The sequence below is a fragment of the Mycolicibacterium arseniciresistens genome, from assembly GCF_030519285.1.
GTDB classification, from domain to species: Bacteria; Actinomycetota; Actinomycetes; order Mycobacteriales; family Mycobacteriaceae; genus Mycobacterium; species Mycobacterium arseniciresistens.
Genome location: NZ_JAUMSQ010000202.1, coordinates 1 through 16,448, shown reverse-complemented (window position 1 = coordinate 16,448; position 16,448 = coordinate 1). Strand labels below are relative to the sequence as shown.

Below are 16,448 nucleotides of genomic sequence, written 5' to 3'. Positions count from 1 at the left end.
GCCTCCAGCAGCGCCGACATCTCGGCTCCGACCTGTGCGAGCGACGTACCGCCGAGCGCGACGAACGTCGCCAGGCCCGTCACCGACGCGGTCACCAATCCGCCGCCGCGCCGCGACGTCCGCTGCGCCGACACACCGAGCGCGGTCAGCAGGCCGAGCAGCACACCGGTGTGCGCGACGCCGGCGGCACGGCTGTCGGCGTAGGTCGCCCGTTCCAGAGCGGCGGCGGCGCCGCCGAACAACGCCACCGGATGGCCACGCCGCGGATCGCCGAACGCGAGATCGGCCGCACAACCGGCCGCCACCCCCGCTGAGATCGACACGCAGGGAAGCGTCTCACGGCTGATCACGGGTGGGCGCGGAGGGTTTCGAACCCCCGACCGCTGGTGTGTAAAGGGACCGACAGTGTGAACCTGTGTGCGATGGCGTCCGTTAGGTCTAGGTGGGGACCACGCCGCCGTTCACCGGGTTTCGTCGTGTCCGCGCCCGTCTTGGGACTCTGGTGGTCCACTGCCGAACGAGCGTTCGGCGCTAGGGTGGCCGCGGGCATCGTCCCCGACCAGGTGAGCGGATCGTCTTGCCCGTCGGCGCGACGATGCCATGTGACCTTCACCCGTAGTTCGGAGCCGTAGGCCGTGGTATCCAGAATTCGTAAGCGCTGCGACCGTCGACGCGGTCGATAACGGCGGGTGCGCGCTTTGTACTGACGCCTGGTCCGGCGATCCGTATGTTGAGCCTGGAATAGTCGCGATCGTTCCACAGCTCCCATTTCGCCCCGACCGGTGTCCGACGCGCCACGGCACGCCCTCGGCCAGTAGCCTGCTCAGCCGCGAGGCGAGTTCTTCTCAAATGCATCAGCGCCACGCCTTGCCGCAGATGCCGACTCCGTTTCGGCAACCGCGACCTGCTCCGCTGCTTTGGTGGCCCGCTCGGCTTGCTGTTCGGCCTCCGCTTGATAGTGCTCGGCCTTCTCCTGGGCTCGGCCTAGCCGCCGTGCCGACGCCAAACACCAGTTTTCTTCGCAACCGCTGCGCCATAGACAGCCTGGACCGTTCATCTGTCGATTACCGGGAAGGCTCCAGGAGCAAGAAACGACAGAAACGCTGACGCCATTGGGTAGCCGAAGCCCTCAAGAGCAAGCACCCGCTACGATTCCGCAGCGAGCCAATCGCGGCGGCCACAGTGTCGCGCCATATATTCCAGTCAACTTCACCGCTAACAACGTTCGTCCATCGCCATGGCGCGATCACGGTTATGGCGGCGGAGGTGCTGCAAACGATGGCATCTTCAGAGTTCAGCGTGAGGGTTGCCACTCCCATCGCGGACTTCCAGGCGGCTAGTCGGAACATCTAGAGCGGTGAGAAATGACCTCGTTCCCAGACACTCTCGCGGAAACCCTCATCCGGCTCAGCCTGGTAACGCTTTCCCGCCATGTCGGCATACTCCCGATGGTTGTCATGCTTGTTTCGAAGCTGAGGCTCTACCGAGCACAACACGGCGCTGGAGAGCTACAGAGACTAAGCCTGGCGCACCTCGTAACGGCCCTCATCGTCATCGAAATACAGTGCACCGTGCACGAACTCCTCTGGTTCGCAGACGAGTAGCGCAATGACTTTCTGGAACATGGCGTCGTACTCATCAATCCCGTGGTCTGGATTGGCTTTGAACACCAGTCGGCGAGCACCTAATTCTTTTGCCTCTTCCTTGGTGCTGGTCAGCACTGTCTTCCAGGTGCGTCTCTTCCCTGCGTCGGCCGCGTCGGCCCGGACAACAAATGTTGCGTGCTCGCCCCTCCATGGACTTATAGCCACCGCGTCCTCACCGTAGCCTTCGTACCAGATGACCAGGATCAAGTAACCGTTGTCTTTGCCATTAGCGGGAAAGGCGCCTTCATACATGGTGCAAGCGCCGGATTCACTCAGATGAGTCCAAAGCTGCGTGAGCACATCCAGCCGCCTCTCATCTATCTCCCCGCCGCGAAATCGTCCAGATCGCCTAATGCCCGTGACGAAGGGCTGAATTCGCTCACCTGGCGGGTGGATGACCAAGGGCAGACGGCTGGTGGGTGGCTGTGGGACCTTTTCAGGATCGGGTTCGAGGACGAAATCGAACGCTCCACTCCTCAAGGCGCATAGTTGATCAAGCCCAGTCCCATAGAAGTGACCCGGTTGAGCCTCGATACCGGAGAAGAACCGATCCACCTGGGTTGCCACCCGCCTCAAAATGTTGATTGAGGCAATGACGTGGGCCGGCAGACGCAGATTGATGTACTCAGTTGTTGGAGGGGGCAGCAAACGCGCCAGCATGGGAAACAAGTGGCTGCTGTAATCCTGGCTGGCGAAAGTGAGCACAACGGCCCTCCGCAGAAATGCCAGGCTCGCTCGGGAGCGGCGCAGCGCAGTCGCTCCGGAAGTCCACGAAAGCTCACGCGGGATCTTTCCAAACTCTGCATCCAAAGCCTGCATCGCAACATCTGGGCGATCTCCGAGAAAGTTGCCATGATCTTTCTGCAACGCTGCGATCAGTGCTTTGTCTTCGTCAACGATCAGGGATACTTTTTCCAGGATCTCGTCTGCTGAGTGTTCAGCGAATGGGCCTGGGCGTGTGGATAATTCACGAAATCGCCACGCAAGGTAGCCGTGGTGGTCATCCGGAGATTCAGTGAACGCTTTCAAGCTTTCTTCGATCTTGTCCATTTCCACAGCGGTCGCATGCCGGGGCGCTAACCTCTCGGCCATCTCGGCCAGCGTCGACATATCGACGATCAGGGGTGAGCGGTCGCTAGGGGGTGGCTGTGGTGCTCGGACATATCCAGCGGCAGTGTCGTTGCGGTACCTGAGTGTTCGTTCCACTTGCTTGCGGCGAGTCTCATTCATCGTTGTGTAGCCCGCTGGATGATGGCGTCGGTCCTCTTTGATGGCTTTCTTCAGCGCATGGCGAGAGACACCGAAGGTCGCTTCGTACTTCGTGTAGACCTCATTGAGGGCGTCGCCTTGTCTCGGTGCGATGTACGCATCCCGATACGCCGCACACAGAGCGGCGATCTGCTCCACGGATAGTGTCTGGGAGGCCGAGCCTTGGTCGTCGACGTTAGTCCGCGAAGCCGTGGAGAGGGCAGATGACGACTCTCTGGGCTTCGGCACTGCCATGGGCCCGGACTCGCGATAGCAGGGCTTACACACGGTCGCTTTAGTCGTGAACTTCCGCCACTTCCCGCAGCGCGGGCACTCGCGGACGATCGCATCGTCGGCAGCCACGAAACCTCCCGTCGTTGGCTGAACTCCTTGAGTCATGGTCCCAAGCACGGCCGGGCGACTGAAGCAATTCGGTCTTGTGGTGGAAGAAACTTGCCGGCGACGCCGCTCGGAAACTTTCGTCTTGGCGCCAATGACTCGCAACGTGCAGAGAAGCCCGAGAAGCCGTGTTCAGACTGCTTCTTGGTCCACAACTTGAAGTGCGGCCGCAGGTAGAACTGGTGGTGACGGCCGATCCGGATACGCCCCACCGTGTCGGCGGTTGGCCGCCGCCAGCAGCCACGTAGACCGTCCGTGCGAGTGCTTCCCATCGTGGCCGGTAAACGCGCCCACGCGGTAATTCCCTACCTGGCCAATGCCTTGGCTCTAATCTTCCGGAGGACGCCCTGTTTCTCGTTCTTGCTCTGGCTGCGGATCTCGGCCATCAGCTTGGTCAGGCCCGAGTCGGCGCAAAGGTCCTCGTTCTGCTGGGCAGCTAGCTGGTCTTCCAGCTATGCCGCCAGTAACAGCGCGGGTGTGGGATTCATTATCACGCCCGCGAACGATGGCTTGGTCAATGCCTCTGATCTTGGTCGGCTCACGGCGCCCATCGCAAGCTCGCCATGGTCGGGGCCAGTGCTGCTTGCCTGATCTTGACCTCTTGAATAGCAGGACGGGGTCTGCCGGTGGGGTCGTCGGGGCGCTCGGGGTTGCGCGTGTCTAACTAAGTACGTTCGCGACAAGGGCGCCGACGCGCGTCGTCCTGTTGACGGCTCATGGAGCCCGATGATTGCAGACCACACAGACAACCTGTCAGGTAGTCGCAGCCGCCCGAGAGCGAAAGCGGAGCGTTGCGCTGAGGGTGCAGCCCCGGGTGAAGCAATAGGCTGATCGCGAAATCGCCCTCCCACCAGCGTAGGTGGCGGGGCTCGAATCCGCGACATCAAGATCACAAACTGGGCGAGCTCTTCGACGGTGTGCCAGTTGCACCAAGGGGGCCAGTGGTCCACCGGAACAGGCCGTTCACGTTCGTCCTAACCCCAAGGCGACATGGGCGGAGTACGCGCTTCCGACCTGTGCAGTAGATGACGTCAATAGATCGAACCCGACCTTGCAGAACAGAGTCACCTACGCTGCCCTCAGTCTCCCGCAAGAGGTCGACAGGTTGGCTCAGGACGAAGACAAGTGACCCCAAACCATCTTGAACCCGCGTCGAGATTGGGACACTGTTTGGACACCCGACAGTCACCAGGCGCCCGCCGCGCAGCCACGGCGTCGAACGGTTCCGACCTGAGCTGATCACGGGTGGGCGCGGAGGGTTTCGAACCCCCGACCGCTGGTGTGTAAAACCAGAGCTCTACCACTGAGCTACACGCCCGTGCGGGGCAGGCTACACGGCGGTGACCTGCGACCGGAAATCAGTCGGCGGACGCCAACGATGCCAGCGCGGCGGCCCACACGCCCTGGTCGCGCGGCTCCCCCGGCTGCTTCATCTCGGCGAACCGGATGGTCCCGGAGCGGTCCACCACGAACGTCCCGCGGTTGGCATATCCGGTGTCGTCGTTGAACACCCCGTAGGCCTTCGCGACGGCGCCGTGCGGCCAGAAGTCGGCCAGCACGGGGAACGAATAGCCGTGGCGGCCGGCCCACGCCTTGTGGGTGGGTGGCGGCCCGACCGAGATGGTCAGCGTCGCCGTGTCGGCGTTGTCGTAGCGGGACAGGTTGTCGCGGATCTCGTCGAGTTCGCGCTGACAGGTCGGGGTGAACGCCAGCGGGAAGAAGACCAGCACCACGTTGCGCGCACCACGGAAATCCGCGAGGCCCACCGGCGTGCCGTGCTGGTTCTTCAGTGTGAAGTCGGGTGCCTGCGCCCCCGGCCCCAGCACTAACGCCTTCCCGCGGCCTTGGACTTCGGCTGCACCAGCCGGCTGGCGATCCAGTCTCCGAGATTGGCCGACGACGTGGGCATCAGCCCGGCGGTCGGCGCCGACTCGGCGATCTCCGCCGGCTGCACGTGACCCGGCTTGCCCGTCTTCGGGGTGACCACCCAGATGACACCGTCCTCGGCCAACGGGGTGATGGCATCCATCAACCGGTCGACGAGGTCGCCGTCGTCGTTGCGCCACCAGAGCAGGACCACGTCGACGACCTCGTCCGCATCCTCGTCGAGCAGCTCACCGCCGCACGCGTCCTCGATGTCGGCCCGGATGTCGTCGTCGACGTCCTCGTCCCAGCCCAACTCCTGGACAACCTGTCCTTTTTCAATGCCCAGCCCCTGGGCGAAGTTCGGGGCGTCCGCCGCCGCGACCACCGTCGGTCCTCCTTGTGTCTGTGAGTGCACCGGCCCTATCGTCGCACGCCGCCCTGCTGATGCGGATGACTGGCGGCCCGGTTTGTCAATATGAGGCACCACACCGGTCGGCACGGTCTGCAGACGTTACCGCGTGCCACCCCCCGCCGTCGGATAGTTCGGCTCCTCACCCCCAGCGGTGCGGTTCGGGCACGATGGGAGGACGATGGAGGTCGTTGGCGCCGATCGCGCCCGCACCCCCGTACCGCACTACCAAGGAGCGGAAGTTGACCACCGAGTTCGCGCGCCAGGACCTGGCTCAAAACTCATCGAATTCACCCGAGCCCGACCGGGTCCGGGTGATCCGTGACGGTGTCGCGTCGTACCTGCCCGACATCGACCCCGAAGAGACATCAGAATGGCTGGAATCGTTCGACGCACTGCTGGAGCGGTCCGGCCCCTCACGGGCGCGCTACCTGATGCTGCGCCTGCTCGAGCGCTCCGGTGAGCAGCGCGTCGCCATCCCGGCGTTGACCTCCACCGACTACGTCAACACCATCCCCACCGAACTGGAGCCGTGGTTCCCCGGCGACGAGGACGTCGAGCGCCGGTACCGGGCGTGGATCCGGTGGAACGCCGCCATCATGGTGCACCGCGCGCAACGGCCGGGAGTCGGTGTGGGCGGCCATATTTCGACATATGCGTCGTCGGCTGCGCTGTACGAGGTCGGCTTCAACCACTTCTTCCGCGGCAAGAGCCATCCCGGCGGCGGCGACCAGGTGTTCATCCAGGGCCACGCCTCCCCCGGCATCTACGCCCGCGCGTTCCTCGAGGGGCGGCTGACCGCCGACCAACTCGACGGTTTCCGGCAGGAGCACAGCCACCCCGGTGGCGGGCTACCGTCCTACCCGCACCCGCGGCTGATGCCGGACTTCTGGGAGTTCCCCACGGTCTCGATGGGGCTGGGCCCGATGAACGCGATCTACCAGGCGCGGTTCAATCACTACCTGAACGACCGCGGCATCAAGGACACATCCGATCAGCACGTGTGGGCGTTCCTCGGCGACGGTGAGATGGACGAGCCCGAGAGCCGGGGCCTGGCCCACGTCGCCGCGCTGGAGGCGCTCGACAACCTGACCTTCGTCATCAACTGCAACCTGCAGCGCCTCGACGGGCCGGTGCGCGGCAACGGCAAGATCATCCAGGAGCTGGAGTCGTTCTTCCGCGGCGCCGGCTGGAACGTCATCAAGGTGGTGTGGGGCCGCGAGTGGGACGCGCTGCTGCACGCCGACCGCGACGGTGCGCTGGTGAACCTGATGAACACCACCCCCGACGGCGACTACCAGACCTACAAGGCCAACGACGGCAGTTACGTCCGCGACCACTTCTTCGGCCGCGACCCGCGCACCAAGCAGTTGGTGGAGAACCTGTCCGACACCGACATCTGGAATCTCAAGCGCGGCGGGCACGACTACCGCAAGGTCTACGCCGCCTACCGGGCCGCGACGGAGCACAAGGGCCAGCCGACGGTGATCCTGGCCAAGACCATCAAGGGCTACACCCTCGGCAAGCACTTCGAGGGCCGCAACGCCACCCACCAGATGAAGAAGCTTGCGCTGCAGGACCTCAAGGACTTCCGCGACGCGCAGCGCATCCCGATCACCGACGAGCAGCTCGAGGACAATCCCTACCTGCCGCCGTACTACCACCCCGGACCGGAGGCGGCCGAGATCCGCTACCTGCTCGACCGGCGCCGTGCGCTCGGCGGGTTCGTGCCCGAGCGGCGGACGAAGTCCAAGGCGCTGACACTGCCCGGCCGCGACGCCTACAAGGCGCTGAAGAAGGGCTCGGGCAAGCAGGAGGTCGCCACCACCATGGCGACCGTGCGCACGTTCAAGGAACTGTTGCGGGACAAGAACATCGGGCACCGCATCGTGCCGATCATCCCCGACGAGGCGCGCACGTTCGGGATGGATTCGTGGTTCCCGAATCTGAAGATCTACAACCGCAACGGCCAGCTGTACACGTCCGTGGACGCGGAGTTGATGCTGGCGTACAAGGAGAGCGAAGTCGGCCAGATCCTGCACGAGGGGATCAACGAGGCCGGCTCGGTCGGCACGTTCATCGCCGCGGGCAGCGCCTACGCCACCCACAACGAGCCGATGATCCCGCTCTATATCTTCTACTCGATGTTCGGTTTCCAGCGCACCGGTGACAGCTTCTGGGCCGCGGCCGACCAGATGGCCCGCGGCTTCGTGCTGGGCGCCACGGCCGGGCGCACCACGCTGGTCGGCGAGGGGCTGCAGCACGCCGACGGCCACTCGCTGCTGCTGGCCTCGACGAATCCCGCTGTGGTGGCCTACGACCCGGCCTTCGCCTACGAGATCGCCTACATCGTCGAGAGCGGTCTGGAACGGATGTACGGGGAGAACCCGGAGAACGTGTTCTTCCACCTCACCATCTACAACGAGCCCTACCAGCAGCCCGCCGAGCCCGAGGACCTCGACGTCGAGGGCCTGCTGCGCGGCATCTACCGCTACAAGCGCGGGCCGGAGGGCAAGTCGAACACCGCCCAGATCCTGGTGTCGGGCGTCGGCATGCCCTCGGCGCTGCGGGCGGCCGAACTGCTGGCCGAGGACTGGGACGTCTCGGCCGACGTCTGGTCGGTCACCAGCTGGGGCGAGCTGAATCGCGACGGTGTCCAGGTCGAGAAGGATCTGCTGCGCCACCCGGAGCGGCCCGCGGGCACCCCGTACATCACCAAGGTGCTCGAGGACGCGGCCGGACCGGTCGTGGCGGTGTCGGACTGGATGCGCGGCGTGCCCGAGCTGATCCGTCCGTGGGTGCCCGGCACGTACATCACGCTGGGCACCGACGGGTTCGGCTTCTCCGACACCCGGCCCGCGGCACGGCGTTACTTCAACACCGACGGTGAATCGGTCGCGGTCGCGGTGCTGGAGGGGCTCGCCCGCGACGGCAACATCGACTCCTCGGTGGCTGTCGAGGCGGCCAGGCGCTATGAGATCGACGACGTGATGGCCGCCCCCGAGCAGACCTCGGATCCCGGCGTCGCCTGACGGTTGGAGGAAGCCGCCAAATACTGGCGTAGATTTTAGGGATGCCCGACAATCGGTACGTCCCGCCGGCGTCGACCCTCGAGGTGTTGCAGACGGTGCCGGACGCGGTGCTGCGCCGGTTGAAGCAATTCTCCGGCCAGCTCGCCACCCAGGCGGTGCACGTGATGGAGGAGCGGCTGCCGTTCTTCGCCGGCCTCGAGGCCTCGCAGCGGGCCAGCGTGCAGCTCGTGGTGCAGGCCGCGGTGGTGAACTTCGTCGAGTGGATGCGGGATCCGCAGAGCGACGTGAGCTACACCGCGCAGGCCTTCGAGGTGGTGCCCCAGGATCTCCGCCGGCGCATCGCGCTGCGCCAGTCCGTCGAGATGGTCCGCATCACGATGGAGTTCTTCGAAGAGGTGGTGCCGCTGCTGGCCCGCAACGAGGAACAGCTCACGGCGCTGACCGCGGGCATCCTGCGCTACTCCCGCGACCTGGCGTTCGCTGCGGCCACCGCGTACGCCGACCAGGCCGAGGCGCGCGGCGCCTGGGACACCCGGATGGAGGCCAACCTGGTCGACGCGGTGGTGCGCGGCGACATCGGACCGGAACTGCAGTCCCAGGCCGCGGCACTGAACTGGGACGCCACCGCGCCCGCGACCGTCATCGTGGGACTGCCGCATCCCGATCGCAAGGATCTCGCCTCCGACGACGTCCGCGACGTGGTGAGCCGCAACGACCGGGCGGCCCTGACCGATGTGCACGGCAACTGGCTGGTCGCGATCGTCTCCGGGCCGCTGTCGGTGACCGACCGGTTCGTCACCGACCTGATGAGGGCGTTCGCCGACGGCCCGGTGGTGGTCGGGCCGACGGCGCCGACGCTGGCGGGTGCGCACCGCAGTGCCACCGAGGCCATCTCCGGGATGAACGCGGTGGCCGGCTGGACGCTGGCGCCACGACCCGTTTCGGCCAGGGAGCTGCTGCCCGAGCGGGCACTGCTCGGTGACGCGACCGCGATGGCCGCGCTCGCCTCGGAGGTGATGAGGCCGCTGGCCGACGCCGGGCCCGCGTTGACCGAGACCCTGGACGCCTATCTGGATTCGGGCGGTGCGATCGAAGCCTGCGCACGCAAATTGTTCGTTCATCCAAACACCGTCCGTTACCGGCTCAAACGGATCGCCGACTTCACGGGTCGGGATCCCACGCTGCCCCGCGACGCCTACGTGCTGCGGGTGGCGGTGACGGTGGGCCGGCTGAACAACAAGGCATATCAGCCGACTGCCACCAACAAGGGATCTGTGCAGGTTCCAACGGTCCGTCCGGCCGGTGAGACATCACAGCGGCGCAGGTAACACGTTGCGGCGAGGTGTCGATGATGTCGCTTCACATGCAGTTTTGTGGACTGTCCACAAAAACATAAGACAAGGTTCATAATCTCTTACACGGCGCGAAGTGCTCTTCACAGTGTTCTCTTAGAGACGTGCCCCAAGGACCTATCGCGCTGCTCGCTCCCGGACAGGGCTCTCAGACCCCCGGAATGCTGGCGCCGTGGCTCGAACTGCCCGGCGCCGGGGAGCGCATCGCCGCGTGGTCCGAGATCGCCGGCCTCGACCTGGCCCGGCTGGGCACCACCGCCACCGCCGAGGAGATCACCGACACCGCGGTCACGCAACCGCTGGTGGTCGCCGCCACCCTGCTCGCGCACGAGGAACTGAACCGCCGCGGGCTGCTCGCCGGCACGGAGACGGTCGTCGCGGGACATTCGGTCGGCGAGATCGCGGCGTACGCGATCGCCGGCGTCATCTCCGCCGACGACGCGGTGCGGCTGGCCGCCACCCGCGGCGCCGAGATGGCCAAGGCCTGCGCGCTGGAGCCCACCGGGATGTCCGCTGTGCTCGGCGGCGACGAAGCCGAGGTGCTGGCCCGCCTCGAGGCGCTCGACCTGGTCCCCGCCAACCGCAACGCCGCAGGCCAGATCGTGGCCGCCGGAGCGCGTTCGGCGCTGGACAAGCTTGCCGAGGATCCGCCGGAGAAGGCCCGGGTGCGGCCACTGGCCACCGCCGGCGCCTTCCACACCCACTTCATGGCGCCCGCCACCGACGGCTACTCGGCCGCGGCCGACGCCGTCACCCCCGCCGAGCCCACCACCCGGCTGCTGTCCAACGCCGACGGGCAACCGGTAGCCTCGGCTGCCGACGCCATGGGCAAGCTGGTCGCCCAGCTGACCCGGCCGGTGCGCTGGGACCTGTGCACCGCGACGATCCGCGACCTCGCGCCGGTCGCCATCGTCGAGTTCCCGCCCGCAGGCGCGCTGGCGGGCATCGCAAAACGTGAGCTCAAGGGAGTGCCGACGCGTGCCGTCAAGACTCCGGCCGATCTGGACGGGCTGAACGAGCTCTGACCGGCTGCCCCGGCCAGCGCCGTCCGGGACAGCCAAGTGAAAAACGTCCAACCAAAGAGAACGTCCACCAAGTAACAACCCCGATAGAAGGAGCCACAGTGGCTGCCAGCCAGACAGAAATCATCGCCGGTCTCGCCGAGATCATCGAAGAGGTCACCGGTATCGAGCCCTCCGAGGTCACCCCCGAGAAGAGCTTCGTCGACGACCTCGACATCGACTCGCTGTCGATGGTGGAGATCGCGGTGCAGACCGAGGACAAGTACGGCGTGAAGATCCCCGACGAGGACCTCGCGGGCCTGCGCACCGTCGGTGACGTCGTCGCCTACATCCAGAAGCTCGAGGAAGAAAACCCCGAAGCCGCCGCCGCGCTGCGCGAGAAGTTCTCGGCGGAATCGTGACCAGGCCTTCCACTGCTAACGGCGGTTTCCCGAACGTCGTCGTGACCGCAGTCGAGGCCACCACGTCGCTCGCGGCAGACGTCGAGAGCACGTGGAAGGGCCTGCTGGCCGGCGAGAGCGGCATCCGCGTCCTCGAAGACGAGTTCGTCGACAAGTGGGACCTCCAGGTCCGCATCGGCGGTCACCTGGTCGACAACGTCGACGACCACATGACCCGGATCGACATGCGCCGCATGTCCTACGTGCAGCGCATGTCGAAGCTGCTGAGCCGTCGTCTGTGGGAGAACGCGGGCGTCCCCGAGGTCGACCCGGACCGGTTCGCGGTGATCATCGGCACCGGTCTGGGTGGCGGCGAGAAGATCGTCGAGACCTACGACGCGATGAACGAGGGCGGGCCCCGCAAGGTGTCCCCGCTCGCCGTTCAGATGATCATGCCGAACGGCGCGGCGGCCGTCGCCGGCCTGGAGTTGGGCGCCCGCGCCGGGGTCATCACCCCGGTGTCGGCGTGCTCCTCCGGGTCTGAGGCCATCGCCCACGGCTGGCGTCAGATCGTCATGGGAGATGCGGACTTCGCCGTCGTCGGCGGCGTCGAAGGCGGTATCGAGGCGCTGCCCATCGCGGCGTTCTCGATGATGCGCGCGATGTCGACGAACAACGACAACCCCGCGGGTGCCTCGCGGCCGTTCGACAAGAACCGGGACGGCTTCGTCTTCGGTGAGGCCGGCGCGATGATGATCATCGAGACCGAGGAGCATGCCAAGGCCCGCGGCGCCAAGCCGTTGGCCAGGCTGATGGGTGCCGGCATCACGTCGGACGCGTACCACATGGTCGCGCCGGATCCGAACGGCCTTCGGGCCGGGCAGGCGATGAAGCGTGCGATGGAGACCGCGGGCCTGTCGCCCAAGGACATCGAGCACGTCAACGCGCACGCCACCGCCACGCCGATCGGTGACACGGCCGAGGCAAGCGCCATCCGGGTCGCCGGTGTGGAGCACGCCGCGGTCTACGCGCCGAAGTCGGCGCTGGGCCACTCGATCGGTGCGGTGGGCGCCCTGGAGTCGATCCTCACGGTGCTCGCACTGCGTGACGGCGTCATTCCGCCCACACTGAATTACGAAACCCCCGACCCCGAGATCGATCTCGATGTCGTTGCAGGTGAGCCTCGTTACGGCGACTACAAGTACGCCATCAACAACTCGTTCGGGTTCGGTGGCCACAATGTGGCTCTGGCGTTCGGCCGCTACTGAGTAGCGCCTGCGCGGGGGAAGGATCAACGGAGCAGTAATGGCAGGGTTAGCAACGGGGAGCGGCTTCCCCAACGTGGTCGTCACCGGTATGGCGATGACGACCGCCCTGGCAACGGACGCTGAAACCACCTGGCAGCGGCTGCTGGACGGACAGAGTGGGATCCGCAAGCTCGAGGATCCGTTCGTCGAGGAGTACGACCTGCCGGTCCGCATCGGCGGGCATCTGCTGGAGGACTTCGACAGCGAGCTCACGCGTGTTGAGCTGCGCAGGTTGTCGTACCTGCAGAAGATGTCGACGGTGCTGAGCCGGCGGGTGTGGGAGAACGCGGGTTCGCCCGAGGTGGACCCCAAGCGGCTGATGGTCTCCATCGGCACCGGCATGGGTTCGACCGAGGAACTGCTCTTCGCCTACGACGGCATGCGGGCCAAGGGCCTGCGCGCCGTGTCCCCGCTCGCCGTGCAGATGTACATGCCGAACGCGGCCGCCGCGGCGGTCGGTCTGGAGCGCAAGGCCCGGGCCGGGGTGATCACCCCGGTCTCGGCCTGCGCCTCCGGCTCGGAAGGCATCGCCCAGGCCTGGCGCAACATCGTGCTCGGCGAGGCGGACGTTGCCATCTGTGGCGGCGTCGAGACCAAGATCGAAGCGGTGCCGATCGCCGGCTTCGCCCAGATGCGCATCGTGCTGTCGACCACCAACGACGATCCCGCGGGCGCCTGCCGCCCGTTCGACAAGGACCGCAACGGGTTCGTGTTCGGCGAGGGCGGCGCGTTGATGGTGATCGAGACCGAGGAGCACGCGAAGGCCCGTGGCGCTACCATCCTGGCGCGCATCATGGGTGCGAGCGTCACGTCGGACGGGTACCACATCGTGGCGCCCGACCCGAACGGTGAGCAGGCCGGGCACGCGATGACGCGGGCGATCCAGCTCGCGGGCCTGCAGCCGGGTGACATCGACCATGTCAATGCCCACGCCACCGGCACCAGCGTCGGCGACGTCGCCGAGGGCAAGGCCATCAACAACGCGATGGGCGGCCACAAGCCGGCCGTCTACGCACCCAAGGCGGCGCTGGGGCACTCCGTCGGCGCCGTCGGTGCCGTCGAGTCGATCCTGACGGTTCTCGCACTGCGCAACGGTGTCATCCCGCCGACACTGAACTTGAAGAACCTGGACCCGGACATCGACCTCGATGTCGTCGCCGGCTCACCACGACCAGGCAATTACCAATACGCGATCAACAATTCGTTCGGATTCGGCGGGCACAACGTCGCGGTCGCCTTCGGAAAGTACTGACACACACGACTTCCGGGGGCGCAAGCCGACATCGGAACGGGCACAGGAGGATACATGACGATCATGGCACCGGAGACTGTCGGCGAATCACTCGACCCCCGCGACCCGCTGCTGCGTCTGGGCTCGTTCTTCGATGACGGCACGGTCGAACTGCTGCACGAGCGGGACCGCTCGGGTGTGCTCGCCGCCGCAGGCGCCGTCAACGGTGTGCGGACCATCGCGTTCTGCACCGACGGCACCGTCATGGGTGGCGCGATGGGCGTCGAGGGCTGCCGTCACATCGTCAACGCCTACGACACCGCGATCGAGGAGCAGAGCCCGATCGTCGGCATCTGGCACTCCGGCGGCGCTCGGCTGGCCGAGGGTGTCAAGGCGCTGCACGCCGTCGGCCTGGTCTTCGAGGCCATGATCCGGGCGTCGGGCTACGTCCCGCAGATCTCGGTGGTCGTCGGCTTCGCGGCCGGCGGCGCCGCCTACGGTCCGGCGCTGACCGACGTGATCGTCATGGCGCCCGACAGCAAGGTCTTCGTCACCGGGCCCGACGTGGTGCGCAGTGTGACCGGTGAGGACGTCGACATGGTGTCCCTCGGCGGCCCCGAGGCCCACCACAAGAAGTCCGGCGTGTGCCACATCGTCGCGGACGACGAACTCGACGCCTACGAGCGTGGCCGCCGGCTCGTCGGATTGTTCTGCCAGCAGGGTCATTTCGACCGCAGCAAGGCCGAGGCCGGCGACACCGACCTGACCGCGCTGCTCCCCGACTCCGCCCGGCGCGCCTACGACGTGCACCCCCTGGTGAACGCGCTGCTCGACGAGGGCACGCCGTTCGAGGAGTTCCAGGGCAAGTGGGCGCCCTCGATGGTGGTCGGCCTCGGCCGGCTCGCGGGGCGCACCGTCGGCGTGCTGGCCAACAACCCGCTGCGCCTCGGCGGCTGCCTGAACTCCGAGAGCGCGGAGAAGGCCGCACGTTTCGTGCGACTCTGTGACGCGTTCGGTGTCCCGATCGTGGTCGTCGTCGACGTGCCCGGCTACCTGCCCGGTGTCGACCAGGAGTGGGGTGGCGTGGTTCGCCGTGGCGCCAAACTTCTGCACGCCTTCGGCGAGGCCACCGTTCCCCGGGTCACGCTGGTCACCCGCAAGATCTACGGCGGCGCCTACATCGCGATGAACTCCCGCTCGCTGGGCGCCACCAAGGTGTTCGCCTGGCCCGACGCCGAGGTCGCCGTGATGGGCGCCAAGGCCGCGGTCGGCATCCTTCACAAGAAGAAGCTGGCCGCCGCGGCGCCCGAGGATCGCGAGGCGCTGCACGAGGAGCTGGCCGCCGAGCATGAGCGGATCGCCGGCGGCGTCGACTCCGCCATCGAGATCGGCGTGGTCGACGAGAAGATCGACCCGTCGCACACCCGCAGCAAGGTGACGCAGGCGCTGGCCGAGGCGCCCGCCCGCCGCGGCCGCCACAAGAACATCCCGCTGTAAGTCCTCGACTCCGGCCGGCGTCTCAGTCGGCGATGAACTCCTGCGCGGCCGGCATCGCGCGCGCCCGGTCGGACTCGACCAGTCCGATGCGGGTCCGCCGGTCCAGGATGTCGTCGACGGTCAATGCCCCCTCATGGGTCACTGCGTACTCGAATTCGGCCCTGGTGACGTCGATTCCGTCGGCGACCGGGTCGGTCGGCCGATCGCAGGCGGCGCGGGCGACGACGTTGGGCGCTTCGGCGCCGTAGCGGGCGACGAGTGAGGACGGCAGGTCGACCGGCGAGCGCAGGGTCGCCACCGGGTTCGACGGCGCACCGACCAGTGGCAGGTTGCGGGTGCGGCAGGGGGTGGCCGCCAGCCTGCGCAGCACCACGGCGCGGTCGAGCACGTCCTGCGCCATGTACCGGTACTCGGTGAGCTTGCCGCCGACGACACTGAGCACACCGTCACCGGATTCCACGACCGCATGCTCCCGCGAGAGGTCCGCGGTGTCGCCGCCTCCGGTGTCGATCAGCGGCCGCAGTCCGGCGTAGGAACCGATCACGTCGCCATGCCCGAGCGCCACGTCGAGCGCGGTGTTGACCGTGTCGAGCAGGAAGTCGATCTCCTTCGTGGTCGGCCGCGGGACGTCGGGCACCGGGCCGGGCGCGTCTTCGTCGGTGAGCCCGAGATAGACCCGGCCCAGCTGCTCGGGCATGGCGAAGACGAACCGGTTCAGTTCGCCCGGAATCGGGATGGTCAGGGCCGCAGTGGGATTGCCGAAGGCCGCGGCGTCGAACACCAGATGGGTGCCGCGGCTGGGCCGCAGCCGGATGGACGTGTCCACCTCACCGGCCCACACGCCCGCGGCGTTGATCACCGCACCGGCCGCGACCACCGTGGACTCCCCCGTCAGCTGGTCGATGAGGGTGACCGACGTCCCGGTGGCCTGCGACGCCGCCACCCGGGTCAGGATCCGCGCGCCGTGCTGGGCGGCGGTGCGGGCGACGGCGGTGACGAGCCGAGCGTCGTCGACGAGCTGGCCGTCGTAGGCGAGCAATCCGCCGTCGAGTCCGGCGC

Annotated in this window: 12 protein-coding genes and 1 tRNA gene; 7 read left to right on the top strand and 6 right to left on the bottom strand. The window is 66.8% G+C overall.

The annotated features are described in order from the left end of the window. From Q2100_RS21745 to Q2100_RS21725, 5 genes are all read right to left on the bottom strand, one after another. Positions 1-323 (bottom strand): cobalamin biosynthesis protein (locus Q2100_RS21745; protein WP_302915727.1); only part of this gene is annotated, 323 nt, incomplete at its 3' end. Between the two features lie 1,194 nt (positions 324-1,517). Next, positions 1,518-3,053: a hypothetical protein gene (locus Q2100_RS21740; RefSeq protein WP_302915726.1), complete on the bottom strand. Its 1,536-nt coding sequence runs from the start codon at positions 3,051-3,053 to the stop codon at positions 1,518-1,520. Positions 3,054-4,539: 1,486 nt separating this feature from the next. Then, positions 4,540-4,611, bottom strand: a tRNA-Val gene (locus Q2100_RS21735). Between the two features lie 40 nt (positions 4,612-4,651). Then, on the bottom strand, positions 4,652-5,119 hold the full coding sequence (locus Q2100_RS21730) for a peroxiredoxin (protein WP_302915725.1): 468 nt from the start codon (positions 5,117-5,119) through the stop codon (positions 4,652-4,654). Next, positions 5,119-5,544, bottom strand: coding sequence for a DUF3052 domain-containing protein (locus Q2100_RS21725; protein WP_264010563.1), 426 nt, complete (start codon positions 5,542-5,544; stop codon positions 5,119-5,121). The genes Q2100_RS21730 and Q2100_RS21725 overlap by 1 nt, the downstream gene beginning before the upstream one ends. A gap of 266 nt (positions 5,545-5,810) precedes the next feature. On the opposite strand from Q2100_RS21725, the gene aceE reads away from it, so the two are divergent. From aceE to Q2100_RS21690, 7 genes are all read left to right on the top strand, one after another. Next, positions 5,811-8,600, top strand: coding sequence for a pyruvate dehydrogenase (acetyl-transferring), homodimeric type (aceE, locus tag Q2100_RS21720; RefSeq protein WP_302915724.1), 2,790 nt, complete (start codon positions 5,811-5,813; stop codon positions 8,598-8,600). A gap of 41 nt (positions 8,601-8,641) precedes the next feature. After that, positions 8,642-9,928 (top strand): PucR family transcriptional regulator, encoded by a 1,287-nt coding sequence (locus Q2100_RS21715; RefSeq protein WP_302915723.1) that lies wholly within the window; start codon positions 8,642-8,644, stop codon positions 9,926-9,928. A 128-nt stretch (positions 9,929-10,056) separates the two neighbouring features. Continuing rightward, on the top strand, positions 10,057-10,977 hold the full coding sequence (locus tag Q2100_RS21710) for an ACP S-malonyltransferase (RefSeq protein WP_302915722.1): 921 nt from the start codon (positions 10,057-10,059) through the stop codon (positions 10,975-10,977). Between the two features lie 98 nt (positions 10,978-11,075). Next, positions 11,076-11,375, top strand: a complete 300-nt coding sequence (gene acpM / locus Q2100_RS21705; RefSeq protein WP_264010542.1) for a meromycolate extension acyl carrier protein AcpM — start codon at positions 11,076-11,078, stop codon at positions 11,373-11,375. Continuing rightward, positions 11,372-12,622 (top strand): 3-oxoacyl-ACP synthase KasA, encoded by a 1,251-nt coding sequence (gene kasA / locus Q2100_RS21700; protein ID WP_302915721.1) that lies wholly within the window; start codon positions 11,372-11,374, stop codon positions 12,620-12,622. The genes acpM and kasA overlap by 4 nt, the downstream gene beginning before the upstream one ends. 37 nt (positions 12,623-12,659) lie before the next feature. Beyond that, on the top strand, positions 12,660-13,913 hold the full coding sequence (kasB, locus tag Q2100_RS21695) for a 3-oxoacyl-ACP synthase KasB (protein ID WP_302915720.1): 1,254 nt from the start codon (positions 12,660-12,662) through the stop codon (positions 13,911-13,913). A gap of 54 nt (positions 13,914-13,967) precedes the next feature. Continuing rightward, entirely contained in the window at positions 13,968-15,389 is a 1,422-nt protein-coding gene (locus tag Q2100_RS21690) for an acyl-CoA carboxylase subunit beta (RefSeq protein ID WP_264010539.1), read from the top strand. A 22-nt stretch (positions 15,390-15,411) separates the two neighbouring features. On the opposite strand, the gene Q2100_RS21685 is transcribed toward Q2100_RS21690, so the two are convergent. Then, positions 15,412-16,448, bottom strand: a 1,037-nt coding sequence (locus tag Q2100_RS21685) for a glycerol-3-phosphate dehydrogenase/oxidase (RefSeq protein ID WP_302915719.1), incomplete at its 5' end; no start/stop codon positions are given.